General features: G+C 65.5%; 25 protein-coding genes. 16 read left to right on the top strand and 9 right to left on the bottom strand.

Going from position 1 to position 24,001, the window contains the following annotated elements; translation table 11 throughout:
* Window positions 1-13: 13 nt before the first annotated feature.
* The 7 genes from ACFFIC_RS19235 to ACFFIC_RS19205 are packed head-to-tail and all read left to right on the top strand — an operon-like array spanning window position 14 to window position 6,933.
* Window positions 14-1,318: an NAD(P)/FAD-dependent oxidoreductase gene (locus ACFFIC_RS19235; protein ID WP_377053326.1), complete on the top strand. Its 1,305-nt coding sequence runs from the start codon at window positions 14-16 to the stop codon at window positions 1,316-1,318.
* Entirely contained in the window at window positions 1,315-2,241 is a 927-nt protein-coding gene (locus ACFFIC_RS19230) for an MBL fold metallo-hydrolase (protein WP_377053324.1), read from the top strand. Before ACFFIC_RS19235 ends, ACFFIC_RS19230 begins: the two co-directional genes overlap by 4 nt.
* A gap of 12 nt (window positions 2,242-2,253) precedes the next feature.
* The gene (locus ACFFIC_RS19225) at window positions 2,254-3,717 is read left to right on the top strand and encodes a bifunctional metallophosphatase/5'-nucleotidase (RefSeq protein ID WP_377053322.1); all 1,464 of its coding nucleotides are present in this window, start codon (window positions 2,254-2,256) and stop codon (window positions 3,715-3,717) included.
* A gap of 40 nt (window positions 3,718-3,757) precedes the next feature.
* On the top strand, window positions 3,758-4,534 hold the full coding sequence (gene tetH, locus ACFFIC_RS19220) for a thiosulfate dehydrogenase (protein ID WP_377053320.1): 777 nt from the start codon (window positions 3,758-3,760) through the stop codon (window positions 4,532-4,534).
* 8 nt (window positions 4,535-4,542) lie between these two features.
* Complete coding sequence (locus ACFFIC_RS19215) at window positions 4,543-5,511, top strand: substrate-binding domain-containing protein (protein ID WP_377053318.1); 969 nt, start codon at window positions 4,543-4,545, stop codon at window positions 5,509-5,511.
* Window positions 5,512-5,551: 40 nt separating this feature from the next.
* The gene (locus ACFFIC_RS19210) at window positions 5,552-6,073 is read left to right on the top strand and encodes an MBL fold metallo-hydrolase (RefSeq protein ID WP_377053316.1); all 522 of its coding nucleotides are present in this window, start codon (window positions 5,552-5,554) and stop codon (window positions 6,071-6,073) included.
* On the top strand, window positions 6,049-6,933 hold the full coding sequence (locus ACFFIC_RS19205) for a rhodanese-like domain-containing protein (protein WP_377053314.1): 885 nt from the start codon (window positions 6,049-6,051) through the stop codon (window positions 6,931-6,933). The genes ACFFIC_RS19210 and ACFFIC_RS19205 overlap by 25 nt, the downstream gene beginning before the upstream one ends.
* 136 nt (window positions 6,934-7,069) lie before the next feature.
* Here the strand turns inward: ACFFIC_RS19205 and ACFFIC_RS19200 are convergent, their stop codons facing one another.
* Entirely contained in the window at window positions 7,070-7,849 is a 780-nt protein-coding gene (locus ACFFIC_RS19200; RefSeq protein ID WP_377053312.1) for a prolipoprotein diacylglyceryl transferase family protein, read from the bottom strand.
* A 244-nt stretch (window positions 7,850-8,093) separates the two neighbouring features.
* On the opposite strand from ACFFIC_RS19200, the gene ACFFIC_RS19195 reads away from it, so the two are divergent.
* The 5 genes from ACFFIC_RS19195 (at window position 8,094) to ACFFIC_RS19175 (ending at window position 13,576) form a co-directional block, all read left to right on the top strand.
* The gene (locus ACFFIC_RS19195; RefSeq protein ID WP_377053310.1) at window positions 8,094-8,762 is read left to right on the top strand and encodes a winged helix-turn-helix domain-containing protein; all 669 of its coding nucleotides are present in this window, start codon (window positions 8,094-8,096) and stop codon (window positions 8,760-8,762) included.
* Window positions 8,762-10,162, top strand: a complete 1,401-nt coding sequence (locus ACFFIC_RS19190) for an ATP-binding protein (protein ID WP_377053308.1) — start codon at window positions 8,762-8,764, stop codon at window positions 10,160-10,162. Before ACFFIC_RS19195 ends, ACFFIC_RS19190 begins: the two co-directional genes overlap by 1 nt.
* Window positions 10,159-12,357, top strand: coding sequence for a protein-disulfide reductase DsbD family protein (locus ACFFIC_RS19185; RefSeq protein ID WP_377053306.1), 2,199 nt, complete (start codon window positions 10,159-10,161; stop codon window positions 12,355-12,357). The genes ACFFIC_RS19190 and ACFFIC_RS19185 overlap by 4 nt, the downstream gene beginning before the upstream one ends.
* A 34-nt stretch (window positions 12,358-12,391) precedes the next feature.
* A complete protein-coding gene (locus ACFFIC_RS19180) occupies window positions 12,392-13,054 on the top strand; it encodes a DsbA family protein (protein ID WP_377053304.1) in 663 nt (220 codons plus the stop codon).
* 291 nt (window positions 13,055-13,345) lie between these two features.
* Window positions 13,346-13,576: a toll/interleukin-1 receptor domain-containing protein gene (locus tag ACFFIC_RS19175; RefSeq protein WP_377053302.1), complete on the top strand. Its 231-nt coding sequence runs from the start codon at window positions 13,346-13,348 to the stop codon at window positions 13,574-13,576.
* Between the two features lie 358 nt (window positions 13,577-13,934).
* Here the strand turns inward: ACFFIC_RS19175 and ACFFIC_RS19170 are convergent, their stop codons facing one another.
* The 3 genes from ACFFIC_RS19170 to ACFFIC_RS19160 are packed head-to-tail and all read right to left on the bottom strand — an operon-like array spanning window position 13,935 to window position 15,733.
* A complete protein-coding gene (locus ACFFIC_RS19170; protein ID WP_377053300.1) occupies window positions 13,935-14,594 on the bottom strand; it encodes a hypothetical protein in 660 nt (219 codons plus the stop codon).
* Window positions 14,595-14,605: 11 nt separating this feature from the next.
* Window positions 14,606-15,325, bottom strand: coding sequence for a HupE/UreJ family protein (locus tag ACFFIC_RS19165; protein WP_377053298.1), 720 nt, complete (start codon window positions 15,323-15,325; stop codon window positions 14,606-14,608).
* A 57-nt stretch (window positions 15,326-15,382) separates the two neighbouring features.
* On the bottom strand, window positions 15,383-15,733 hold the full coding sequence (locus ACFFIC_RS19160; RefSeq protein ID WP_377053296.1) for a hypothetical protein: 351 nt from the start codon (window positions 15,731-15,733) through the stop codon (window positions 15,383-15,385).
* 94 nt (window positions 15,734-15,827) lie between these two features.
* On the opposite strand from ACFFIC_RS19160, the gene ACFFIC_RS19155 reads away from it, so the two are divergent.
* The 3 genes from ACFFIC_RS19155 to ACFFIC_RS30085 all read left to right on the top strand — a co-directional run bounded on the left by ACFFIC_RS19155 (window position 15,828) and on the right by ACFFIC_RS30085 (window position 18,063).
* Window positions 15,828-16,106, top strand: a complete 279-nt coding sequence (locus tag ACFFIC_RS19155) for a metal-sensing transcriptional repressor (protein WP_377053294.1) — start codon at window positions 15,828-15,830, stop codon at window positions 16,104-16,106.
* Window positions 16,107-16,197: 91 nt separating this feature from the next.
* Window positions 16,198-16,635, top strand: a complete 438-nt coding sequence (locus ACFFIC_RS19150; protein WP_377053292.1) for a YqaA family protein — start codon at window positions 16,198-16,200, stop codon at window positions 16,633-16,635.
* A 111-nt stretch (window positions 16,636-16,746) separates the two neighbouring features.
* Window positions 16,747-18,063 carry an MFS transporter gene (locus ACFFIC_RS30085; RefSeq protein WP_456306949.1) on the top strand — a complete coding sequence of 439 codons (1,317 nt, stop codon included), beginning with the start codon at window positions 16,747-16,749 and terminating at the stop codon, window positions 18,061-18,063.
* Here the strand turns inward: ACFFIC_RS30085 and ACFFIC_RS19140 are convergent.
* From ACFFIC_RS19140 to ACFFIC_RS19120, 5 genes are all read right to left on the bottom strand, one after another.
* Complete coding sequence (locus ACFFIC_RS19140) at window positions 17,958-18,602, bottom strand: PepSY-associated TM helix domain-containing protein (protein WP_377053290.1); 645 nt, start codon at window positions 18,600-18,602, stop codon at window positions 17,958-17,960. The genes ACFFIC_RS30085 and ACFFIC_RS19140 overlap by 106 nt on opposite strands.
* The gene (locus ACFFIC_RS19135; protein WP_377053288.1) at window positions 18,599-20,095 is read right to left on the bottom strand and encodes a DUF2271 domain-containing protein; all 1,497 of its coding nucleotides are present in this window, start codon (window positions 20,093-20,095) and stop codon (window positions 18,599-18,601) included. The genes ACFFIC_RS19140 and ACFFIC_RS19135 overlap by 4 nt, the downstream gene beginning before the upstream one ends.
* 10 nt (window positions 20,096-20,105) lie before the next feature.
* Window positions 20,106-20,318, bottom strand: a complete 213-nt coding sequence (locus tag ACFFIC_RS19130; protein WP_377053286.1) for a DUF1289 domain-containing protein — start codon at window positions 20,316-20,318, stop codon at window positions 20,106-20,108.
* Window positions 20,319-20,462: 144 nt separating this feature from the next.
* Window positions 20,463-22,481, bottom strand: a complete 2,019-nt coding sequence (locus ACFFIC_RS19125) for a heavy metal translocating P-type ATPase (RefSeq protein WP_377053284.1) — start codon at window positions 22,479-22,481, stop codon at window positions 20,463-20,465.
* Between the two features lie 7 nt (window positions 22,482-22,488).
* Window positions 22,489-22,767, bottom strand: a complete 279-nt coding sequence (locus ACFFIC_RS19120; protein WP_377053282.1) for a metal/formaldehyde-sensitive transcriptional repressor — start codon at window positions 22,765-22,767, stop codon at window positions 22,489-22,491.
* Between the two features lie 589 nt (window positions 22,768-23,356).
* Here ACFFIC_RS19120 and ACFFIC_RS19115 point away from each other — a divergent pair.
* Window positions 23,357-23,797: a hypothetical protein gene (locus ACFFIC_RS19115; RefSeq protein ID WP_377053280.1), complete on the top strand. Its 441-nt coding sequence runs from the start codon at window positions 23,357-23,359 to the stop codon at window positions 23,795-23,797.
* Window positions 23,798-24,001: the final 204 nt, after the last annotated feature.

Raw genomic sequence — 24,001 nt, 5'->3', positions numbered from 1 at the left:
TTAAGAGGTGACGATGGACACCAATCCCGGACGAGGCGCCGCTCCCGATGTCAGTGCATGTCGCACCATGATGCCGGATGAGCGTGCCTCAGTGCTCGTGATCGGCGGCGGTGCCGCCGGGATCACGGTCGCCGCAGAACTGCGACGCCATCGTCCCGACTTGCCGGTTACCATCATCGAGCCGTCGGATACCCATTCCTATCAACCGGGATGGACGCTTGTCGGTGCGGGCGTCTTCACCCTTTCCGAGACGGTACGACCCATGGAGACGTTGCTCCCTGGGGGTGTCACCTGGATCAAAGAGGCGGTGAGCACCCTCCTGCCCGACGAGAACTTGGTGGAGCTGACGGATGGCCGCCGTGTTCGCTACCGTCATCTCGTTATCTGCCCCGGTCTGAAGCTCGACTGGGACAGGGTCGCAGGCTTGCGGGAAGCACTGGGTAGCAACGGGGTGTGTAGCAACTACTCGGCCGAGACCGCGGAGTACACTTGGCAGTGTCTGCAGGAATTTGTTGGTGGAAAGGCGCTGTTCACCCAGCCAGCGATGCCCATCAAGTGCGCGGGCGCACCGCAGAAGATCATGTATCTGGCCGCCGATCACTGGCGGAAACGGGGCCTGGAGCAGCCAGCGGATGTGGAGTTCTGCTTAGCGGGCGACACCCTGTTCGGCGTTCCCTTCTTCGTTCCTCCCTTACAGCAGGCCGTCGACGATTACGGCATAACGCTGCGCTATAAGCACAACCTCAAGGCGGTACACGGAGCCAGCCGCACCGCATTCTTCACGGTCGCCGACGAGGAGGGCAGGATGTCGGAGGTCGAGAGGCGCTTTGACTTGATGCACGTCACGCCGCCGCAGATCGCGCCAGATTTCGTGCGGAGCAGCCCTCTGGCCAATGCAGCGGGATGGATCGAGGTCGATCCCTCAACACTTCAGCACACGGGGTACGCCAACGTGTTCTCGCTCGGTGACGTGGCCGGAACAACCAATGCGAAGACAGCCGCTGCCGTACGGCTGCAGGCTCCAGTGGTGGTAAGGAATCTCCTCTCGACCATAGACGGCAAGCCGCTCGACGCGACCTACGACGGCTACGGATCGTGCCCGCTCACCACCGCCTACGGCAAGGTGGTGCTGGCGGAGTTTACCTATGGAGGCAAGGTCACACCGACCTTTCCGTTGGACCCTCGCAAGCCACGCCGTAGCGCCTGGTTCCTAAAGACAAAGATCCTGCCCTTCATGTATTGGAAGATGATGCTCCGCGGCAGTGAGTTCGATGTCGCGCATCGGGAGCGAGAGTTCGCCCAGGACTATCAGACATGAACGACGTCCTGACCAATTCTACTGGCTCGACTGCGCTGTCGATGACCGGATCCCCGGAGGTAGAGGCGTTTTTCGACAAACGGACCTCCAGCCTGCAATACGTCGTTTGGGATCCCCTGACTGGGGCATGTGCTGTCATTGATCCAGTCCTCGACTTCGACGAGAAATCGGGGGCGACTGCAACCCGTTCGGCGGATGCGATCCTGGCCTTCATTGAAAAGCGCCAACTGTCGCTGGATTGGATCCTCGACACCCACCCTCATGCCGACCACTTCTCGGCTGCGGGGTACCTCCAGGACAGGACGGGCGCGCCCAAGGCGACTGGCGAGAACATCACCAGGGTTCAGAAGCTCTGGAAGGGCCTCTACAACCTCCCTGATAACTTCCGGACCGATGGGTCTCAGTGGGACCGCCTGTTTGCGGATGGCGATCGGTTCCGCATCGGGAACCTGGATGCCTCAGTCATCTTCTGTCCCGGGCATACGATGACTTCCATTACCTTCGTTGTGGGGGATGCTGCCTTCATCCATGACACCCTGTTCATGCCGGACAGCGGCAGTGCGCGGGCCGATTTCCCTGGTGGCGACGCCCACGCTCTTTGGCGCAGCATCCAGCGAATTCTTGCCCTGCCTGATGGGACGCGTCTGTTCACAGGACATGATTACCAGCCGGGAGGCCGGAAGGTGGAATGGGAAAGCACCGTCGCGCGCCAGAAGGCCGAGAACGCGCACGTAAAAGGGCAGGATGAGGAGAGCTTTGTAAAGCTCCGGACCGAGCGTGACCGGGCGCTGCCAATGCCCAAGCTCATTCTACCCTCTCTCCAGGTGAACATCGCTGGAGGCAGGCTGCCGGAGGCGGAAGGTGATGGCCGCCGCTATCTGAAGATCCCACTGGATGCTCTCGGGAACGCACCCTGGGACTGAACCCGAACGAGCATGATCGTAGAGAAGACTATGTCACCCAAACGAATCACTCTTCTTCAAATCAACGACGTCCACGGTTACCTGGAGCCGCATCCCGAACTGGTCTGGCGCGGAGAGGAAGCGACCTTTCCCCGTCTCGGGGGCTATGCCCGCATTGCGACCCTGCTGAAGCGCTTGCGCCGGGAACGGGGAGGGGCCGTGATTGCTCTTGATAACGGCGATACCTTCCATGGCACCTATCCTGTTGTCAGCAGCAAGGGGCAGGCTCTCATCCCTATCCTGAATGCCCTCGAGCTCGATGGGATGACTGGCCACTGGGATTTTGCTTATGGCCCGGCACACCTTCGATCGCTCTCGGAGCAGCTTTCCTATCCCCTGCTCGCAATCAACTGCTTCGACAAGACGACCGGTGAACTGGCGTTCCCACCAACGCGCATGGTCGAGCGCGGTGGGTTAAAAGTCGGCATCATCGGCATCGCGGCAACCATCATCGACAAGACTATGCCGCCGCACTTCAGCACCGACGTCCGCCTCACCTTGGGTCAAGACGAACTGCCGGGTCACATCGCCCATCTGCGTCAACAGGAGGGCGTGGACCTCGTTGTTGTCCTGTCACACCTTGGCTTCCCACAAGACATGAAACTGACCGCCGCGGTGCCAGGGATCGACGTCCTACTGAGCGGCCACACCCATAACCGTATGGAACGTCCAGCATGGGTGAACGGGACGCCGATCATCCAATCCGGATGTCATGGCGCATTCGTCGGGCGTCTGGATCTCGATGTCGTCGATCGGAGAGTCGTGGGTGTCGAACATCAGTTGATCGCCTTGGACGATAGCTATCCAGAGGATTCAGAAATGAAGGCGCTCGTGGACGCCGCGCTGGCGCCGCATCGGGCGATGCTGGGGGAGGTAGTTGGTCAGACAGAGCGGGCGCTTCATCGCAACACGATGTTGCAAACGCCCATGGACGATTTACTACTCGATGCCATTGCTGAAGCAACGGGTACAACCCTGGCGTTCTCAAACGGTTGGCGCTACGGCGCGCCTGTTCCGCCAGGGGCCGTGACGGTTGGAGATCTCTGGAACATTATCCCGCCCAATCCTCTTGTCTCCGTTGTGGAGCTGACGGGCGCAGAGCTCCTCTCGATGATGGAGGAGAGTCTTCAGCGAACCTTTGCATCGGACCCCTACGAGCAGATGGGTGGTTACGTAAAGCGCTCCCGTGGCCTGCGTCTCCACGCCAAGCTGGAGAACCCTGCCGGGCAGCGGGTGGAACACCTCTTCGTCGGTAGGGAGGAGGTTGATCCCACCCGGACCTATCAGGCGGCCTATGTGACGGCCCAGGGCGTACCGGAGAAGTACGGGCGGGGACGACACGACGTGAGCATGCGGGCCGTAGAGGCACTGCGCCGCTACATCGCCACCCGCATGGTCATCTCCCAGAGCTCCCCGCAGAGCGTCGTCCCTGTTTGAAGGCAGTGGAGGCCCGCCGGGCTTCTGTAGGAGGATCGCGATGAACATCGAGCAGACACGGCGCAACGTTCTGGCGAGCACCGGCCTCTTTGCTGCGGGGAGACCGTTCGGAACCCGCGCTCAAGCGGCCGTGCAGGATTGGCTTCCGGGGGGAGCGGACAAGCTCCACTCGCTGATGAACAGCCTTGCGGCTGCACCGCGGCGCCGCGACTTCAAGACCGTTCCCATGGTGCTGAACGCCCCCTCCCAGTGGGACCAAGCAGCCCTTCAAGCCGTCTTGTCTTACCAGGGTGGGCCCAAGCAGGTCTGGGACAACACCGATATCGGCGGCACTTGGTTGAACCTGATGCGGAATTCTCTCAACGCGCAGATCTGGTCCTTCCAGCATCCCGACTTCCTGGCTGCGTCCGCGACCCACGGGACAGCGAACCTTGCCCTCCTTGATCAGGCAGTGTGGGACAAATACCAGTTGGCAAAGCTCGCGGGAGAGCGGTTCCGGACAAACACGCTCCTCGTTGAGCGTCAGGCAACTACCCCGGACGCCCACAACCCCCAGGATGCGCTGGGTCCATTCTCCAGCCACTACAACTCCGTCCCTACGCTCCAACGGCGTGGTGTTGTGTTCTTGGCTTGTCATAACGCGCTCTGGGAGACGGCGGAGAAGCTGATTGCAGCAGGGGTAAACCCCGACAACGCGGATGCGCCGACCCTGACCGCCGATCTCACGAACCATCTGGCGCCGGGCGTCGTCCTGACACCTGGCGCCGTCGGCACGCTGCCTGAACTGCAGCAGGCCGGGTTCCAGTACGCGAAGTGAGGGACGCCATGCCGTCCACCACCCGCCGTGTCATTCTAGGAGCAGGCGTGGCCATGGCCTCCAGCAGCGCAAAGGCCCAAAGCAGCCCTGGCGTGTTCCCGCCCTGGCAAGGCGGTGCCAACAACGACGTCGAGCACCGCGGCCTCGAGTTCACGGTGCCAGAGGCCGACAACCTCGCCGACTTTCACGGCAACCCCATGAACCCACTGCTCACCCTGTATGTCGGGGGCAACTACTTCTTCGCTATGGCCCCGCTGGTCCAGGCCTTTGCGGCTGCCCACCCGGCGTACAAGGGTAAGATTTATTGGGAGACGATCCCGCCGGGGCTGCTGGTGCGGCAGATGGAGGCGGGTGGCACCGTCACGGTGGGCAACATGACCTGGACAGTCCAGGCGGACGCCTACTTCGCGGGGCTGGGTGCCGTGCGTCGCTTGATCGACCGCGGCCTCCTGATCCCGCCAGCGGTCTCCTACGTCACGAATACCCTGACCATCATGATTCCCAGGGACAACCCGGCTGGTGTCCGGACCCTGGCCGATCTGGGTCGTGCGGACATTCGCCTCGCGATGCCGAACCCTGAGTTTGAGGGAGTGGCTGAGCAAATCCGGGCATCCCTCGTAAAGGCAGGCGGCGAGGCATTGGCTGAAGCCGTATACGGCTCGAAGGTTCGGGATGGCACGTGCGTGCTCACCACCATGCACCATCGGCAGACGCCCGTCTTCCTGATGCAGGGGCGTGCCCAAGCCGGGGTGATCTGGCAGTCAGAGGCTGTGTTCCAGGAGCAGGTCGGCAATCCCATTGGACATGTGGACATCCCGGACGAGGTGAACACGACGGGCACCTACGCGGGAGCAATCCGCAAGGACGCCGCCAATCCCGAGGCCGCACGCCTGTGGCTGGATTTCATCACCTCCGATCAAGGACTGCGGATCTTCGAGCGGTATGGCTTCAAACGCCACGTCGGTGGCGCCGGGTAGCGGCCGATCGACTTCCACACTCAGCTCAGGAAGCACTCTCATGGCCATGGTCTTCAAGAGCTTCTACACGGACGGCATTGCCCAACTCTCCTACCTTGTCGGTGACGATGCGGCTGGAATGGCGGCCGTCATCGATCCTCGACGGGACATCGATATCTATGTCGAGGAAGCCGCAGCGCGCGGCCTGCGCCTCGTCTATGCGATCGAGACCCACATCCATGCAGACTTCGCCTCTGGCAGCCATGAGCTTGCTGCCCGGACTGGTGCCGAGATCGTGGGTGGGGAAGGCGACTACGGCTTCGCCCTGCGACGCCTGCGGGACGGGGAGGAGCTCCGCCCTGGGGAGCTGACCCTGCACGCCATCCACACGCCGGGCCACACGCCCGAGCATGTCACCCTAGCCCTGTCAGCCGGGAAGCAGGGAGCGGCACCCTTCGGCGACTTTACCGGGGACACGTTGTTCAACCTTGACGTCGGGCGTCCGGATCTCCTTGGGAACGACCTCGAGCAGCGCTTGGCCGGGAGTTGCACAACAGCTTGTTCGAGAAGGTCCTGCCGTTAGGAGACGGCACCGCCGTCTGGCCAGGACACGGCGCTGGGTCAGCCTGTGGCAAGTCGCTTGGCGACCTGCTGTCTACTACCGTCGGGCATGAGCGAGCCGTCAATACGGCCCTGGAGCCCCGTGGACGTGAGGCATTCACGTCATGGCTGCTCGAGGGGATGCCGGAGCTGCCCCGCCATTACGCCCGCCTGAAGCGGATCAACGCGGTCGGGGCACCCGTGCGGGGTGCGGTCCCGGTTCCGCCGCCCATGAGCCCCGACGCATTCGAGAAGGCCATGCGGGAGGGAGCGGTGGCAATCGACACCCGGCCCATGTTGGCCTTCGGCGGTGGGCATGTCCCAGGCGCCCTCAACATCGGGATCGGGAAGGAGTTCCCGGCCTGGCTGGGATGGATGGTCGAGCATGGGACGTCGATCGTGCTCGTCGCCGAGGGACCGGAGCAGGCCCTGGAGGCTGCGACCCATGCCTTCCGCTTGGGCTACGACACGGTGCTCGGGTGGCTTGGTCGGGGCATGACGGCCTGGCAGAACGCCGCTAGACCCCTGCGGCACGTAGATCAGTGGACGGTCCAGGCGCTGGATGACCGCCGGACCGATCCCGATCTGCAGATCCTCGACGTTCGCAGCCTAGAAGAGTTCGAAGCAGGACACGTTCCCGGGGCACGAAACATCTACGTACCTCACCTGCCCGAGCGGTCGGGCGAACTCGATCCCGATCGTCCCGTCGTTACCTACTGCGGCACGGGCTACCGCGCCTCCATTGGAGCATCCGTGCTGGCCGCAGCGAGGTTCGCGCAGGTCTACAATACCCCCGGCTCCTGGACGGCATGGCAGCACGCCAGACTGCCCGCGGAGCGCTGATCCAGGGAATCCAGTCTGGCCTGGAGGGGAGAATGGCCAGACATCCCCGCTCCTCGTCGACACCGTTTCAGTCAGGAACAAGCGGCAAGGCGCTTGTTCCTGAAGCTGGTTGGCGTCGTTCACTTCGACGGAGTTCTCAGGAACCTTCTCGAATGGAGCCAAGGTATTCAGCGAGCGCTTCGCGGGATACCTCGCCGACATGAAGGTGCCGCATCCTTCCATCCGCGCCGAAGAAGAGTGTCACCGGGATACCTCTAATGCCGAAGTGCTTGGTGACCTCTGACGTGGAGTCGAGCAGGACGTGCGTCAGTTCCAGTCGTTCCTTCGAAAGGTAATCCACAATTCTAGCGCCTCCCTCCCCCTGATTGACGAATAGAAAGTCGATTTCCGGGGTAGCCCGCGCCACCTCCGCTAGGAGAGGCATCTCCCGACGGCAAGGCGGACACCAGGTGGCCCAGAGGTTAAGAACCCGCGGGCGGCCGTTCGTGGCGGCAAGATCAACAGGATTGCCACGGACCTGCTGCAGGGTGATCGACGGCAGCGGCCTAGAATCAACGTCGGCGAGTGCGGCAAGCTGGAACGTGCCAGCCCAGACGAGTAGGCCGATGGCCGCCGGAGTGGCCGACCATAGGAGCACCCTGGTGCCCCGCAGACGGTACAATGTGATGAGGAGGACAGGGGGGATCGCCCATAGGAAGGAGAAGCCGCCCTGCCAGAACGCGACGGCTCTGAGGGGCTCCTGCGCGAAGGTCCCGGCGTGCTCGATCACGTGCCCTAGCCTGGCGGCCACGACGCCGATCGGAATGACGATCGCGGCCCATGGCGCGATCCGGGCATCCTTCCGATCGGATAACATCGAGGCAGCGAGCCAGAACGCACCGATGCCGAGAATTGCGGACAGCCGATCAGTGGCCATGACGAGAGGTCCAAGAGACACCGCACCCATGAATTAACGTCCGATCGGGTTAGCGAAGTCGCTCAAGCGAGGACAACTCGTGACTTCCCATGCAGGGCTTTGGTTCGTCGGATGGACATAAGGCATGTGCTGCACCTGGTTCGCGGCCGGACTGCACCGGCTTTCTTCGGTGACCGGGCGGGTACGAAGAGAACATTAAGGTAGCTTTAAGGATCGCCCTTCATGCGGGCATCCCCGAGAGAGAGTGACCGTGCGAATCCTGCTGGTTGAGGACGACGAGGTACTGCTGGACGGCATCAAGGCCGGGTTGTCGCTGCACGGCATCCATGCCGATGCCGTGGGAACCTGCGAGGATGCGCACGCCGCTCTACGTGCAAATTCCTTCGGTGCAGTGGTCCTCGACCTCATGCTGCCGGACGGTTCTGGTCTTTCCGTCTTGAAGGAGCTTCGGGGCCGTGGCGATCGGACGCCGGTCCTCCTGCTGACTGCCAGGGATGCGGTGGAGGATCGAGTAGCGGGCCTGGATGGCGGGGCGGACGACTATCTGGGCAAGCCTTTCGACCTTGAAGAGGTTGCCGCACGCCTGAGAGCCATCGTCCGCCGCGCACAGGGGCGGTCGTCACCTCTCCTCGAATGCCGCGGATTGATCCTGGACCAAGCTCGCCGTTCCCTCATGCGCGACGGCCATCCCGTCCCACTCTCTCGCCGGGAGTTCGCCATCCTTGAAGCCCTGATGGAGCGCCCCGGGATCGTCCTCTCCAAGGACAGCCTTCAGGAGCGGCTCTATGGCTGGCAGGAGGAGGTGGAGAGCAACGCGGTCGAGGTCCATATCCACAACCTCCGCACCAAGATCGGGCGGGACGTCATCCAGACCGTCCGGGGATCGGGGTACCGCCTCGATGCGGCCACCTGATGAACTCCATCCGAACCCGCCTCTTCCTGCTCCTTACCGGGGCCACCGCGCTGATCTGGCTGCTGGCGGCGGGCTGGATCTGGATCAGCACCCAACGAGAGCTAGGACGGGCGCTGGACGCGCGCCTGGTCGAAGCCGGACGCATGGTATCCTCGCTCATCGCGGGGCAACCCATCAATGGTGGGGGAACGCTCCCTGTTCCAGTTCTTCCCGAGGTAGGTTACGGGCGCCAGCTCTCGTGCCAGATCTGGTCTCTCGACGGGCGCCTCCTAGGACGGTCGTCCGGGGCACCGAGCGTGGCGCTCGCGGACAGCGGCGGAGGCATCTCCGAGACGGTCGTCGACGGGGAGCACTGGCGCGTCTACGCCGTCGAGGACCCTGTGCGCCAGGTCAGGATCCTGGTCGGGGACAACGTCAAGGTCCGAGACCGCTTGGTGCGGGACGTGATCCTAGGGCTGATCGTGCCTGTGGCGCTGGTTCTCCCGCTGCTGGCCGTCCTGATTTGGCTCTGCGTGGGCCGTGGCCTGGCGCCCTTGAGCCGTCTGGCGTCGGTGCTGGGACGCCGCCGGGCCGACGACGTAGCGCCCGTCCTGATCGACCAGGGAGCTTCGGAGATCCGGCCCGTGGCCGAGGCCCTGAACGGCCTCCTGGCACGTGTCGCGGATGCCCGCGAGCGCGAGCGGCAGTTTACGTCCTTCGCCTCTCATGAGCTGCGTACGCCGCTGGCGGGTCTGCGTACCCAGGCGCAGGTCGCGCTGGCGGCTCGGGACGAGGCAATGCGCCACCAGGCTCTCCGACAGATCCTCGTCTCGGTCGACCGAACGTCCCGGCTGGTCCGTCAGCTGCTGGATCTGTCCCAGTTGGAAGCGGACGGCGAGGCACTGCGGTCTGAGACTATTGAGCTCCGAGCCATGTTCGCCCTCCTCGAACAGGAACTCGCACCTCTCTGCCGGGCGCGCGACGTAGTCCTCAGGGCGGGGGACGGGCTGGAGAAGGTCCGTGTCCATATGCCGGAGCGGCTCCTCTTCACCGCCCTGAGAAACCTGGTTGAGAATGCGGTCCAGCACTCCCGCTCCGGCGGAGAGGTGCTCGTCTGGTGCGACACCTCGGGCGAGCGGGACGTCATCGCGATCGACGACGAGGGACCAGGTATCCCGGTGGACGAGATCGACGTCGTCACCCGCCGCTTCTTCCGCGGACGCTACCGTAGCGGGACCGGAACCGGTCTTGGCCTGTCCATCGCGGAACTAGCCCTTCGACGCTGTGACGCCGAACTCAGTCTCGTCAACCGCCCGCAAGGCGGCCTGCGTGCCGGGGTTGTCGTCCCGGCAGCGGGGGTACGCCACGTTGCGACAGTACCGGCGGCGGCGACAAGGAAAGATGGTCGGCAAGGATCATGATGCGCTTCAGACATATGCGGGATCGTCACCCCATTCGAACGAGGCTTACCGCTGCGGCACGGTCTCTGTTCTCGACCAGATTGGCGACGTCGCTTGCCATGGCTCTCTGCGTGGGGGTCCCTCCGGCTGGTCCTACCTTTTCCGCTGACATCGTTTCCCCCGGAGCAACGGTCCGCCTCCTGCAAGGAGGAACGGACATCTCCGGCCAGGCCAGGCTCGGTCTCGAGATCGATCTGCGGCCGGGTTGGAAGACATACTGGCGCTCGCCTGGCGATGGCGGCTTCCCGCCCGAGATCGACACATCAGCGTCGTCGAACGTGGCGGAGGTCGGGGTAGGATGGCCCGCCCCCCACCGCCAAGCCTTCATGGGCCTCGAGACGATCGGCTACGACGGTGATGTCGTTTTCCCCCTTGATGTCCGCCTGACCGATCCCGGCGCCCCCGCCCGTATCGACGTAAGGGGAGCGGTCTACGTCTGCAGCGACATCTGCACCCGGGTGGAGATCGCCTTTGCTGCCGATATCGGTCCCGGGATCGTCGGTCGCGATGCCGATGCAGCACGGATCGAGACCTTCCGCGCCCTGGTACCCAGGACGGCCGAGCAGGAAGGTATCACCCTTGGTGGAGCCGAGATCATACAGGCATCCGGCGGACCGGAATTGCGTGTCGTCGCGACCGCGAGGACCCCGTTCGGGGAACCGGATCTTCTCGTAGAGGCCGACGCTCCGCTGGCATTCGGCACGCCGCGCCTGCGCTTCGCCGATGACCGCCGCCGGGTCGAGATCACCGCTCCCCTCACGCTGCCCCTTCCTGAGGGGACGGACGGGACAGCGACGCCGCTCAGGCTGACCCTGCTCGACGGCTCTAGGGCCGTTGAGGCGCATGTCCAGGCCACGGCTGCGCCACCCCCTGGCGGAGTGGGGGAGGACTGGCAGGTCGACGGCCATGGAGACGTCGTGCGGCTCATGGGAATCCTTGCCACCGCGTTGCTCGGCGGCCTGATCCTGAACCTCATGCCCTGTGTGCTTCCGGTCTTGTCCCTGAAGCTCCTCTCGGCCGCCCGGCACGGCGGTGGCACCCCCCGGTCCGTGCGCGCAGGCTTCCTGGCTTCGGCGGCAGGCATCCTCTTCTCCTTCCTGGTGCTCGCCACGGCGATGGTCGGCCTCAAGCTGGCAGGAGCCACTATCGGCTGGGGCATCCAGTTCCAGCAGCCACTCTTCCTTGTCCTGCTGGTCGTCCTCCTGACGCTCTTCTCTGCCAACCTGCTCGGCCTGTTCGAGATCCCGTTGCCGCGCCTGCTGGCAGACAAGTTCGGGGGAAGCGGCGGGAAGGAAGGATCGCTGGCCGGGCACTTCGCGACTGGCGCCTTTGCGACGCTGCTGGCGACACCCTGCTCGGCGCCATTCCTCGGCACAGCAGTCGGCTTCGCCCTGGCCCGCGGAGCGCTTGAGATCTACCTGGTCTTCGCCGCCCTCGGCCTCGGCCTTGCGCTGCCCTACCTGCTGGTGGCCGCGCTGCCCTCGATCGCCGCGCGGTTGCCCCGGCCGGGGCGATGGATGCTGACCCTGCGGCGCCTTCTTGCCGTACCGCTCGTCCTGACCGCTGTCTGGCTTCTTTCCATCCTGTCCATCCAAACCGGCGTCATCGTCGCCGCGCTCATCACCCTGCTGATGGTCGCTCTCGGATCGGTCCTCTCCGGGATCGACCAGGGTAGCTCCCGGCGCTCGACTACGGCGGCAGTGGCAGCCCTGTCACTTGTTGCCGCGGCCGTCCTGGCCCCACTGGCCGTGACCGTCCCACAGACGGTTAGCGACGCGCCCGCGCGCACGGCAACTGAGGTGAACTGGTCCCACTTCCAGGCCTCGGAGATCGCGGAACGCGTGAGGGCTGGCGAGGTGGTGTTCGTTGACGTTACCGCCGACTGGTGCATTACCTGCAAGGTCAACGAGCGCATGGTGCTCGCCGATCCCGATGTGACCCGTAGGCTGAACAGGCCAGGCGTTACGCCGATGCTCGCGGACTGGACCCGACCCGACCCTGCTATATCGACCTACCTGCAGGCGTTCGGCCGCTACGGCATCCCCTTCAATGTTGTCTACGGTCCCGCCGCGCTGGACGGCATCGTCCTGCCCGAGCTGCTGACCAGGGATAGGGTTCTCCAGGCGCTTGATGCAGCACTGGGGCGCGTGTCCTGAGCCAGCCTCTTTTCCCAATTGATAGGAGTAGTCCATGAAGCGTCGCACGATCGCCACCACGGCTCTCGGAGGGGCTGCCGCACTCGGCGCCACTGCCCTTTGGACAATCGGCCGGAGCGCACCGTCGTCGGCCGGAGCGGCCTCAGCTAGCCAGGGTAATGGTGGCGGCCTCTTGGAGGAGCTGGCTCGCGGTCCGAGCGCGGTCATCCTGGGAAACCCTATGGGTGACGTCACGATGGTCGAGTTCTTCGACTACCAGTGTCCGGTCTGCCGCCAAGTCCAACCGAACGTACGCGCGTTGCTGGAGGAGGATTCTAAGGTCCGACTTGTCCATAAGCACTGGCCGATGCTGACGCCGACGTCCACCTATGCGGCGCGGATGGCGCTGGCCGCACGTTGGCAGGAGGGACGCTACGAACCCCTGCACGAAGCCCTGATGCGGCTGCCGGGGAGACTGGACGATAACCGTGTCCGGACAGCGGCAGAAGGATCGGGTATCGACCTGGTCGCAATCGAACGTGATCAGCGGCAACGTTCGGAGGAGATCGATGTCGCGCTCGGCGAGGCCCTCGTGCAAGCCCGTCGGCTTCGGCTCCAGGGCACGCCGGGCTTTGTCATTGGCCGATACCTCGTCCCGGGCGGAATGGACTTCGCCGGGATGCGAGAGGTCGTCGCGAAGGTGCGTTCCGGGGCCTAGGTGACATGCCCTGTCGAGGGATGACGGGGCAATCCTGCTGAAGGAGGGGGAGCCGGATTGATACTCCTTCAACATGCTGGACAGCTGCTTCTCCTCCATAGGATACCGGACAATACCACCGAGCGGCCGATATGCGCCCTCTGCCAGCGAGCATTCCCAGGCCAAGGAGCTGGCAGCCCCAAATCCATGGTAATGGCTCACCCTTGAAACCTCCCTTCCCCTACGAACTTGAGACTGTCGGGACTCGCATCGATATCTAGTGCTAGATTTTGCTGCTGGGGCGCGCAAACAGTGGCCAGTGTCTTCTTTTCCTACGCTCATGCTGACGAGGCCCTCCGGGACAAGCTCGAAGTCCAGCTCTCAGGTTTGAAGCGCCAGGGCATCATTGAAACCTGGCATGACCGACGCATCGAAGCAGGGAGCCATGTGGACCACACGATCAGCCGCGAGTTAGAAGCCGCGGACATCATCTTGCTGCTGATCAGCGCGAATTTCATCAACTCGGATTACTGCTACGATTAGGAGAAGAAACGGGCTCTAGAAAGGCATGGAACTGGTGAGGCCCGGGTAATCCCAGTCATTCTCCGACGATGCGACTGGCATGGGACGCCCTTTGGCAAGCTCATGGCCACTACCCCGTGCTCTCCTCCAAGAGGAGAAGCAGGAGAAATCCGGCAAAGAAGGTGGTAGTTACCCAGGGCAGTTCTGGCCCACCCTCGTGCGCCTCGGCGAGCAACTCCCCGACGACGAGGTTGAGGAGCGCGACAAGGCCAAAAGCAAAGAACCCGGTAAGCCTGTTTCCTTGTCGATTGTGTACGTCGAGGGCAGGCCAAAGGAGCTGTCCATCATGCTCCTCCGCATGCCCTCGACGATCCCGTCGCTATGGGCGGGTCATGGCGGTGTAAGCGCCGTTAGTCCGCAGCGTGACGGTTACATCGCCGCTTGAGCGGTTGCGCCAGAACCAGCCGTGCGAGCCTGTGAAGCTTGCGACCAAATCGCCTCGGTCTCCCATCACTGAACGACCGGTCTTGTAGCTCCGCCCAGTTCCGCCTGGTGGCTCGCCGTGCAGATCGTAGTTTACCGGTCCGGTGGAACTCCACTCATAAGCTGCCCGTGCTCCTTCTTGCATAGTAAGCTTGACCTCAACGCCCTGGTTAGGTCGTAGGGTCACGGCGGTGGTGTCGCTGCGTCCGGCCTGGAGGGTGGGTTGCGCCATGGCTGGACTGACAAGCAGGCGCGTAGCGAAGCTGCCGAACGCCCCAACTAACCCCGAACGCTGGTCAGCGCTCGCTGGAGGAGGAGCGGCAGGCGCTGTGGCCCGGGCGTCCGCTTCGGCTTCGGCCGCGAGCTGGGCCTTGATCTGGCCCATTTCGGTTAGATTGAGCACACTTCCGATCCCGGTGGGATCGATGCCGTACTCGGAAGGTAGCACCACGGCTACCAGCAGACCCACCGCCACAGTGGCGGCAACTGCCGTCGAACGGAGGAGCTGCTTGGAGGTAGGCAGCTCGGCGCGAGTTGGAAGATCGGTGTTGTACATGGCTGAACCTTTCAGGAGACGAAGAGGCCGGTGAGCTGGTAACCAATCAGCACGAACCCGGCGGTCATTATGGCTACGTTGGCGGTGTACGCGTGGCGCACGAAGCTCGGGCTGCGGCGCCAAAAGCCCATGGCGATTAGGATGGCGGCGAGGGCCAGCAGCTGTCCGACCTCCACCCCGACATTGAAGGCAAGGAGGTTCGGCACCAGACCTTCGGGCGAGATGTTGTATTCCAGGATCTTCGTAGATAACCCGAAGCCATGGAAAAACCCGAAGACCAGCGTGGCGGTCTTGGTATTCGGCTGGACGCCGAACCAGCTCTGGAAAGCACCGAGGTTGTCGAGCGCCTTGTAGACCACGGACAACCCGATGATGGCGTCGATGACGAAGGCGTTCATCCCGATGCCGAAGTAGACGCCTAGCAGCATGGTCGTGGAGTGGCCGAGGGCGAAGAGGCTGACGTAGATGCCGATGTCCTTCAGCCGGTACAGGAAGAAGATGACGCCGAAGAGGAAGAGGATGTGGTCGTAGCCGGTGACCATGTGCTTGGCGCCGAGATACACGAAGGGCAGCAACTGAATGCCCGTGACCTCCTGGATGTATCCCTTGTCGCCCTCGGCAACGGCGTGGGCAGATGCGTCGAAGGCCGTGGCCGCCAGCACCGCGAGGAACGCGGCAAGCAGCCATGCCGCCCGGGACGTCCGTCCCGCAGCATGCGTGGTCGATGTCATGATGCTACCTATCAGGATTGATCGAAGTGGGAGAAGTCGGGCCTCGTCGGGGACGCCTCAGGCTCTCGGCGGCTTCTCGATCTCTGTCAGGCGTCCCGGAGGCAGGGCATCCCGCTCGCGTACCGCCCGGCGGACGCCGGAGCCGTATGGAGGCACCCGGAGCACGCGCGAGATCAGCACAGCCTCATGGACGTGGTCGCCCTGCGCATGGTCGGTGTCCGGGTCGTTGTGGTCATGACCGGCATGATGGTCGGGTGTCGTGGATGCCCATCCCAGGGAACCGTGGGCGACCATGACCGCACCGTCGGGCGTCGATGGAATACCGACCACGGGCACAAGCAGGTTCAGGACGAGGAGGATCGCGGCCAGGAAGCGTGTGACCACGAGGATGCCCGACCACGGTCGCAACCCTGCTCTCCCCAGAAGGCACGCCTCCCTGGCATGCCGCCCCCCGGCCATCTACCACCTTGACCGTATCCCTACCAGGGGGATAGCACGCTGCATGTCCAAACCGCATGTCCACGGCTCGCATCCAGACGTGATCAAGCGCCTCCGCAGGGCCGAGGGGCACCTCCGCGCCGTCATAGAGATGATCGAGGGCGGGCGCCCCTGCCTCGACATCGCCCAGCAGCTCCAGGCGGTGGAGACGGCCATCGCCAACGCCAAGCGGACCCTGATCCACGACCATCTCGACCACTGTCTCGACCATGTCGTGGGAGCGGTGCCGCAGGCCGAGCGCGGCCCCATCGACGAGTTCAAGGCCATTACCAAGTACCTCTAACGCAGGCGACGGATGTCGGGCCATGTCCGATGTCCGCATCCTCCCCCTACCGGTGGTCCTTCCGGGTCTCGCCGGGGATGCAACAGCCCCAATGAACGACCTCGCCGCCTACGCTGGCCTGCTCGCGGCCTCCTTCCTCGCCGCGACGCTGCTGCCTGCCCAGTCCGAAGCCGTCCTCCTTGGGCTGGTCCTCGGGGGCAAGCAGTCCGCCTCCCTGCTGGTGGCGGTCGCGACGGTGGGCAACGTGGGTGGCTCCGCACTGAACTGGCTCATCGGACGGTCTGTGGAACGGTTGCGCGACCGATGGTGGTTTCCGGTCTCGCCTAAGGCCCTTTCGCGGGCACAGGACCGGTTCCGGCGGTTCGGCGTCTGGTCGCTCCTCCTCTCCTGGCTCCCTTTCGTGGGGGATCCCATTACGCTCGCAGCAGGCATGTTGCGTGTCCCTCTCGGCCAGTTCCTGCTGCTCGTCTTCCTCGGCAAAGCGGGGCGGTACATCGTTCTGACAGTGGCGACCCTGCACCTGGCTTGAGAAAGAACGACAGCCGCCCGACGAGGGGACAGGTCTCGCTGCGCCGGGTTGATCCTATCCTCCAAGGGGGGAAATGCCTGAGCCAGTAGCATTCCTGTCCACCGCCATGGAGTGCGGTCGCCGGGGCGCGCCGCGAAGGAACCGCTCGACCATGCTGGCCATCGTCGCGCACCGGACTTACAGGCACCTGTTCCTCGCGCAGGTCGTCGACTGGTCGGTACAGGCCTCGCGACGGTCGCGCTGGGCCTGCTTGCCTACGATCTGGCCGAAGCGGATGCCGGGCTGGTGCTCGGGACCGCGCTTGCCATCAAGATGGTCGCGTACGTGGCCGTCGCCCCGGTCGCCAGCGCCTTCGCCCATCGGCTGCCCCGCCGGACGATGCTGGTGGCTCTCGACCTGGTGCGTGCCGCCGTCGCCTTGCTCCTGCCGTTCGTCTCCGAGATCTGGCACGTCTACGTGCTGATCTTCGTGCTGCAGTCAGCCCCGGCCGCCTTCACGCCGACCTTCCAGGCCACGATCCCCGATATCCTTCCGGACGAGGCCGAGTACACCCGTGCCCTCTCCCTTTCCCAGCTGGCCTATGACAAGGAAAGCGTGATCAGCCCGATGCTCGCGGCCGCGCTGCTGACCGTGATCGGCTTCTACGTGCTGTTTGCTGCCACCGTGGTCGGCTTCCTCGTCTCCGCAGCCCTCGTGGTGTCGGTAGTCTTGCTCGGTCTCAAGCCTGCCGAGCCGCGCGGCATCTACGACCGCACGACCCGTGGCATCCGCATTTACCTCGCCACGCCGCGTCTATGTGGCCTGCTCGTGTTCGGGAACAGCGTCACCCCTGCACGGTGGCGTCCACCCGCTCGAACAGGACGTCCAGCGTGCGGGCTCCCATGCCTGCGGCCTCCATCGTGGGGTAGACGACGGCAAGCAGGCGGAACTAGGGCTCTGCGCGGCTCGAAAGCGGTAACCGAGGGAGGCGTCCAGGCGCGCGAGGACCTCCGTCCCGAAGCGGCAGGCGAGCGGTGCCCTGGCGACGGTGGCCAGCTGGCCACCGTCTCCAGGCCGAGCACGGCCAGTCCGCGGACGCGTCCGGCGGGATCCGGAGCGCGGTCAGGGGCAGGCCCACGAGCCGGGACGCCTCCCGCCCCGAGGCGCGACGACATCCCGGTCGCCCTTTCCATGCCAAGCCATCGCGTGGGCAGCCCCGGTCGTCTCGGCGGTGGCGGCCCGGACCGTCAGGCCGAAGTGCGACAGCCATCCCAGCAGGTCGCCCAGCAGCACCGCCTCGTCGCCGTGGCAGTGGGTGGGCCGAAGCCAAGGCTATGGCTGTCTCATGGCACCAGTGCCACGAAGACGGCCAGTATGGAGACGAGGCTCCCCACCGTGAGGGCCAAGCTCGTCCGCAGCCGGAAGCGGAGGCTGAAGAACAGCACGTAGCCCACCAACGAAAGGCCGAGGACCAGAGCCGCCGTGACGTCGAGGAGTAGTCGCCACGCGGCCCCGGCGCCGGTCCCTCGGTGCAGCTCTTGTAGCACCGAGCTGGCGGAGGCGGGAACGACCTCGACCTCGGACTGGCCGCCGCGCAGGTCGACGGAGATGTCGGTGCTGCCCCGGACCCCTTCCAGCCGCAGCGTCGCGGTGTCCTCCGACACCTCGCCACTCGAGAAGACGCCGATGACATCGGCCAGTTCCGCCACCGCGGCGGCCAAGCTGCCTGGGACGTCCTCGCCCTGCATCGCGGTCGCGAGGCGTTCAGGCGACAAGGTGACGACCGAGCGCCGTGCCTCGCCCGGAACCCCCTCGAACCATTCGGGGTGGTTGAGCATGATACCCGTGGCCGAGAAGAACATGAGTGCGATGAAGGCGAAGGCCGAGAGGTAGCCGTGCCATCGGCGGCACTGACGGTAGAACTCGGCGCGCGTGTTCCCACCCGGGCGCCGCGGCGCCACGCCAGCGTTCTTGGAATCGTCAGTCAACGTGGCCTCCCGTAGCGAAGGCGAGTGGCCCCGATCTCGCCCTCTGCGGGTATGGAGGCCTCCGTCGGTTCGGCCCCCAGGATCAAGGGCGTGCTGGCGTGGTCGTGCCCGCCGAACTGGCGCACGGCCTCGACGTTCACCGTGTAGCGGCCCGGCCTGACCGGGCGGTCGCCGTCGTCCTTGCCGTCCCAGGTCACCGTGTACCGTCCAGGCGCCCGGGTGGGGCGGGAAATCGCCTCCACCGTCGCGGCCGCATCACCGCCCTGACGCCGCCACCAGACGTAGTTGCTGTCCTGCCAGTAGGGACGCCCACCGAGAAGGAGGAGCGTTCGCACGAGGCGGCCCTGCTCGTCCCCGATCCAGATTGCGACGTATGGCTTGCGGTAGCGGGCGGCGCGGATTGCCGGAACCTCGTACTGGATCTCCAGTTCGAATCCGCTGGGCCAGCCCGGGCCTGTCTGAGCAGCCCGACCTTGGACCAGGGTTACGCCGCCACCATCCGGGCCCGGGACCGCCATCCCCCTCCAGCCTGTCGAAACGTGCCGCTCGCCGGGGGCGGCAACGATGCTGGCCTCGACCCGAGGCAGCCCGTCGGCCAGCGCGATGCCCAGGGTAGGGGGCATGACGGCCAGGGCCGTTGCGAGGGCGTCCGCCTCGGCGGCGGTTCCCGCAACCACGGTGGCACTCGAAACACCTTCCAAGGGAATGCCGGTAAAGGGGGACAGGAGGTGGGAGAGCTTCCGCCCGCTGACCGGCAGATCACGCTCGCCGGTGCCGCTGGTCGCGACGGCGCCGTCAGTCACGCGAACCACGTCGAGCAGGCCGCCGCCTTCCCGTAGGCGGGCCGGATCGCTGACGCCGACCCGCCACCCGGCCTCGGTCGGCGCCTGCCCCCAGCAGCGCAGGTCGCCCCCGATGTCCAGCATCAATCCATGCAGTCCGGGAACTGCCCTGCGGGCGGCAGCCATCGCGGCATCGATGACGTACCCCTTGGCCAAGCCATCCAGGGCGAAGGTCAGGCCAGCCAGTCTCGTTACACGCCGCGTCGCACCGTCCAGCGCCACCGGCTGTCGCGCCAGGACGAGGGCCGCCTGCAGGGTCGCGGGATCCGGTCCCTGTTCGGCGGTGCTGCCCAGTTCCTGCCAGAGGCGGACTACTTCCCCAAGGCGCTCGTCGAAGGCGCCCTTGGTGACGGCCCGGAAACGGGTGGCCATCGCCAGGACATCGTACAGTTCTGGCGACACCGTGAGCGGCCCGTCGGCGTCGTTGAGGGCTGCCAGGCCGCTATCCCGGCGCCAGCCGCTGAGGAGGCCGTCGAGCCTGCCGATCTCGGCTAGGACGACCTGCCGCGCAAGCCTGGCGGCCAAGGGCTGCCGGGCTACCACCTCCATGTCGAGGGACGTCCCGAGGACGTGGTCGGCGTGGAAGCGCCACGGGGACGCGTCCGCCGCGGCGAAGAGGGCCAGCGTGCTTGCAGCCGTATGCAGGAACATCGGGGCTGCCCTATCGGCGGGGTTCGTCTGCGGTCGGTGCGACCGCTGCCTTCCTGGCGAGTTGCCGCATCCGCCGCGGCAGGTCGCGCTCGGCAGCGCCCTGACGGAATGGCGTCAGCTTCCTCCACTGCGCCGTTTCCTCGCGGGTGCGGCCGCAGCCCTCGCACCAGCCTGTCGCGGGATCGAAGCGGCAGATGTCGATGCAGCGCGACTTCACGGCCATGGCGGCTACTCCGGGTGGGATGCCCCGGCCGACGGGCCGGAGCAGGCTGGGGAACCTGGGACGTGTGTTCGGCAGGTGAGCGGCAGCGGAACGGCGTCGGGGTGGGCACGGGGAGCAGGGATAGCCCTGCTCCGTGTCGCACCCTCACCGGGATGCGGTTACGACGCCCGGCGCCACCGTGGGTGCAGGCACAGGCAGTGCCTTGCCGCTGGCCTGCGGCAGGAGACGTGCCGAGTTCAGGATGAAGGCTAGTTCCGAGGCTACATGGATGAAGGCCGCGAGCAGCGGGCCGAGCAGGCCGAAGGCCGCGAGCCCGATGCCGAGCAGATCGACCACCAGGGTGCCCGCGAAGTTCTGCCAGATGATGCCCCGCGTGCGGCGGGCCACCCTCACGGTCTCGACGAAGCGCTCCAGGTCGTTGCCCAGCAGCACCATATCGGCGCTCTCCTGAGCGACGTCCGTGCCGGAGCCCATCGCGACGCCGACGTTCGCCTCGGCCAGGGCGGGCGCGTCGTTCACGCCGTCGCCCACCATGGCGACCACGCGCCCCTGTCCCACAAGGGCCTGGATGCGGGACAGCTTTTCCTCGGGCAGCAGCCCCGCCTCGATCTCGCGCAATCCGAGCTCCCGGCCGACGGCGCTGGCGACCGCGTGGTTGTCGCCTGTCAGCAGGATGGTCCGGATGCCCATGGCTTGGAGCGCCGCAATAGCCCGCTTCGCCTCCGGCCTCACGGTGTCGGCGACCGCGATGGAGCCGAGCAGGCGGCCATCCCTGGCCACGAGGACCTCGGAAGCTGCCCCCTGCGCACCTGCCTCGGGAGCGGCCAGACCGTTGTCGCGCATCCAGGCCCAGTTGCCGACGAGGATGTTGCCGTCGGCGCCGCGGGCCGAGATGCCCCGCCCAGGTGTGTACTCGAAGCTCTGCGGCTCCTGCACCGTGCGGCCAAGCGAGCGCGCATGGACCAGGATCGACTTGCCCAGAGGGTGCTCGGAGCGCAGCTCGGCCGTGGCCGCCGCATCCAGCAATTCCTCCGCCGTCACGCCAGGCTCCGGGATGACGGCCTGGACCTCAGGTCGGCCGAAGGTCAGGGTGCCGGTCTTGTCCAGCACCACTGTGTCGACCTTGCCCAGCATCTCCAGATGCACGCCACCTTTGATGATGGCCCCGAGCCGTGCGGACCGCCCGATGCCGCCCAGGATGGCCAGGGGCGTGCCCGCGGCGATGCCGCATGCACCCACGACGATGACGACGGAGATGGTCGCGCGGATATCCCGGGTGATGAGGTAGGTCAGGGCCGCGGCGCCCAGGGCGAAGTACACGAGGTACCCTGCGAGCTGGTCGGCGAGCCGCTGGACGGGCGCCCGTGACCGTTCGGCGCGCTCCACCGCCTCGATGATCTTGCCGTAGCTCGTGTCGCGCCCGATGCGCTCGGCCCGGATCTCCAGCGCCCCTGACTGGTTGATGGCGCCCGCGAAGACCCGTGCACCCTCGCCCTTCTCGACGGGTAGCGATTCGCCCGTGATACGGGATTCGTCAGCGAAGGAATGGCCGGACACCACCACGCCGTCCACCGGGATGCGGCCGCCCGGCGAGACGAGGATAACGTCGCCGACGGACAACTCTTCGGCGGAGACCGTCTGGATGGAGCCGGTGCGCCGCACGGCGACCTCGCGCGGCAGGAACTCCAGGAGGTCGCGGATGGCCTTGCGGCCCCGTCCAACCGTCAGGCCCTCCAGCACCTCCGCGACGAGGACGAACAGGGTGATGACCAGCGATGTGAAGAACTCGCCGATGGCGGCCGCCGCGACGATGGCGATCGTCATCGAAAGCTCCATCGTCATCCGGCGCTCGAGAAGGTTTTCGAAGGCCTCCTTGAAGATGGGATAGCCGCCGACCAGAAGGCCAATCACGCCGATGACGCTGACCTGGGATAGCGGATTCCAGACCTGGAACCACTCCGCAGCCGCCGCCAAGGCGACCAGGGCGATGCGCCCACCCTCGATCCAGTCCAGACCATGGTCCTGGCTATGCTCTTCGTCGTGGTCATGGCCCTCTTGGCGTCCGCCGCCGACGTGGGCGTGTCTGACTTCGGCTGCCGGGACGGTTGTCCGGTCCTGGGCCTGGTCGGCCAGGGTCCCGCCGCGATCGTTCTGGGTGTTCATGGCTTTCTCACTTCAGGTAGGCCCGCAGGACCTCGATCAGCTCACGGGTACCCTCGGCCTTGGCTTGGTCAGGCTCGCGCGCCGGATCGATGACGTGCTCGCGGATGTGAGCCTCGATGAGCTCGCCCATGAGACCGTTGATGGCGCCCCGGACCGAGGCCACCAGCTGGAGGATCTCCGCGCACCCGACCTCGTTCTCGAGTCCGCGTTCGATGGCCTCGACCTGCCCACGCAGGCGCTTTACCCGCGCCGTCAGCTTCGCCTTGTCACGAGTGGTGTGCGCCACGCTGTGCTCTCCGCCTGCGTCGATAACATAGGGGGGTATACTATAAGTTGGAGAGGTGCAGGGCTGGTTTTTGCATATGAGTTGCCCACCCATCTCCACAGCCTCCATCGAGGGGCAGCCGACGGTGAGCAGGTGGTCGACAGCGATGCCAAGCGCGGTCGCTGTCAGCAGCGGCTCGACGGAGGCGACCCTGCGCTGGGTGACCTCGGGCGGGAACCGGGGCTCCGGCGCTTCGGAGCGACGGCCGAGGCGGCGTCCACGTGAGCAAGGAGGTCCGTCCCGAAGCGGCGCGCGAGCGGCGCCTGGGGCAGGGCCGCCAACTGGCCCGCCGTGATCCGTCATCGACGGACCCGTAAGTGTCACTGGCCGAGCCGCAGGCCCCCCGACCTGTCACTGATGCTACAACGCCCTTGGTGCCTGCCGCTCGCCGGGGCGGCCTGTCGTTTGGTTACTGGCACCACCGACCTGTCGCCGGGTCAGACGCTCGGCATCCAGCTATGAAAAGGCTTCCTCTCGGCAACTGCTCCCGATGGGCGGGGCCGCTGGCGTAATCGGCGAACCGCGGTCCTTTAGCCATCAGAGGGCGAGCATGTTCGTCGAGATCGACCAGGCCGAAGTCGAGGCTATCAAGCGCGAGGTCGTGCGCTTCCTACCTGTCGTGAAGTCTTCCCACCGTGCCGAGGCAGTCGCCCGGGGGCTGGGCTTCGGCTCCAACGCCGCCCTACGCGAGGCATTCGCCTCCGGGGGCCGCCACGTCCGCACGGACAGCGCGAGGTTCGAGGAGTCTCTGTCTAAACGAGGTCACCTCTTCCGGCAGGATGTCCGCTGGACCAGCGCCCTGTCCGAACTGGAGATCGCGATCCTCGCTCGTTCGATGCGCGCCGTCATCGCCAAGTATCCTGACCTGAACCGGAACGGATGTTGCTCTCCAGGTTCGGCGTCTGGAAAACGGGCCACTGGTCGCCGCGGCGAAAGGCCGAGATCCTCGCCAGCCCGGAGGGCATCGAGCAGCTGCGGGATGCCCGTCTGAGGCTGCTGGACAAGGGCGGCCTCGCGGAGTTCGTCAGGTGCCTGGAGTTACTGTCCCGAGCGAACCGCATCAGGGGGCTGCACTCCCGGTCCACGAGCTACGGGCAGAAGCATCAGGTCGAGCGGTGGTGGGATGCCGAGCGGGATGCGGCTACCGGCGTCAACGGATACGTAGCCAACGGGGCCAACATCGCGGCCGCTGTGC

The sequence above is a fragment of the Muricoccus vinaceus genome (assembly GCF_042433125.1).
GTDB classification, from domain to species: Bacteria; Pseudomonadota; Alphaproteobacteria; order Acetobacterales; family Acetobacteraceae; genus Roseomonas; species Roseomonas vinacea.
Note: the sequence above shows the minus strand (reverse complement) of the source record. Positions and strands in the feature narration are given on the sequence as shown.

Excerpts from the sequence above, each read along its gene's own strand:
- ACFFIC_RS19235 (WP_377053326.1), top strand. The coding sequence starts at position 14 with ATGGACACCAATCCCGGACGAGGCGCCGCTCCCGATGTCAGTGCATGT.
- ACFFIC_RS19230 (WP_377053324.1), top strand. The coding sequence starts at position 1,315 with ATGAACGACGTCCTGACCAATTCTACTGGCTCGACTGCGCTGTCGATG.
- ACFFIC_RS19225 (WP_377053322.1), top strand. The coding sequence starts at position 2,254 with ATGATCGTAGAGAAGACTATGTCACCCAAACGAATCACTCTTCTTCAA.
- tetH (WP_377053320.1), top strand. The coding sequence starts at position 3,758 with ATGAACATCGAGCAGACACGGCGCAACGTTCTGGCGAGCACCGGCCTC.
- ACFFIC_RS19215 (WP_377053318.1), top strand. The coding sequence starts at position 4,543 with ATGCCGTCCACCACCCGCCGTGTCATTCTAGGAGCAGGCGTGGCCATG.
- ACFFIC_RS19210 (WP_377053316.1), top strand. The coding sequence starts at position 5,552 with ATGGCCATGGTCTTCAAGAGCTTCTACACGGACGGCATTGCCCAACTC.
- ACFFIC_RS19200 (WP_377053312.1), bottom strand. The coding sequence starts at position 7,849 with ATGGCCACTGATCGGCTGTCCGCAATTCTCGGCATCGGTGCGTTCTGG.
- ACFFIC_RS19190 (WP_377053308.1), top strand. The coding sequence starts at position 8,762 with ATGAACTCCATCCGAACCCGCCTCTTCCTGCTCCTTACCGGGGCCACC.
- ACFFIC_RS19185 (WP_377053306.1), top strand. The coding sequence starts at position 10,159 with ATGATGCGCTTCAGACATATGCGGGATCGTCACCCCATTCGAACGAGG.
- ACFFIC_RS19180 (WP_377053304.1), top strand. The coding sequence starts at position 12,392 with ATGAAGCGTCGCACGATCGCCACCACGGCTCTCGGAGGGGCTGCCGCA.
- ACFFIC_RS19170 (WP_377053300.1), bottom strand. The coding sequence starts at position 14,594 with ATGTACAACACCGATCTTCCAACTCGCGCCGAGCTGCCTACCTCCAAG.
- ACFFIC_RS19165 (WP_377053298.1), bottom strand. The coding sequence starts at position 15,325 with ATGACATCGACCACGCATGCTGCGGGACGGACGTCCCGGGCGGCATGG.
- ACFFIC_RS19155 (WP_377053294.1), top strand. The coding sequence starts at position 15,828 with ATGTCCAAACCGCATGTCCACGGCTCGCATCCAGACGTGATCAAGCGC.
- ACFFIC_RS19150 (WP_377053292.1), top strand. The coding sequence starts at position 16,198 with ATGAACGACCTCGCCGCCTACGCTGGCCTGCTCGCGGCCTCCTTCCTC.
- ACFFIC_RS19135 (WP_377053288.1), bottom strand. The coding sequence starts at position 20,095 with ATGTTCCTGCATACGGCTGCAAGCACGCTGGCCCTCTTCGCCGCGGCG.
- ACFFIC_RS19130 (WP_377053286.1), bottom strand. The coding sequence starts at position 20,318 with ATGGCCGTGAAGTCGCGCTGCATCGACATCTGCCGCTTCGATCCCGCG.
- ACFFIC_RS19125 (WP_377053284.1), bottom strand. The coding sequence starts at position 22,481 with ATGAACACCCAGAACGATCGCGGCGGGACCCTGGCCGACCAGGCCCAG.
- ACFFIC_RS19115 (WP_377053280.1), top strand. The coding sequence starts at position 23,357 with ATGTTCGTCGAGATCGACCAGGCCGAAGTCGAGGCTATCAAGCGCGAG.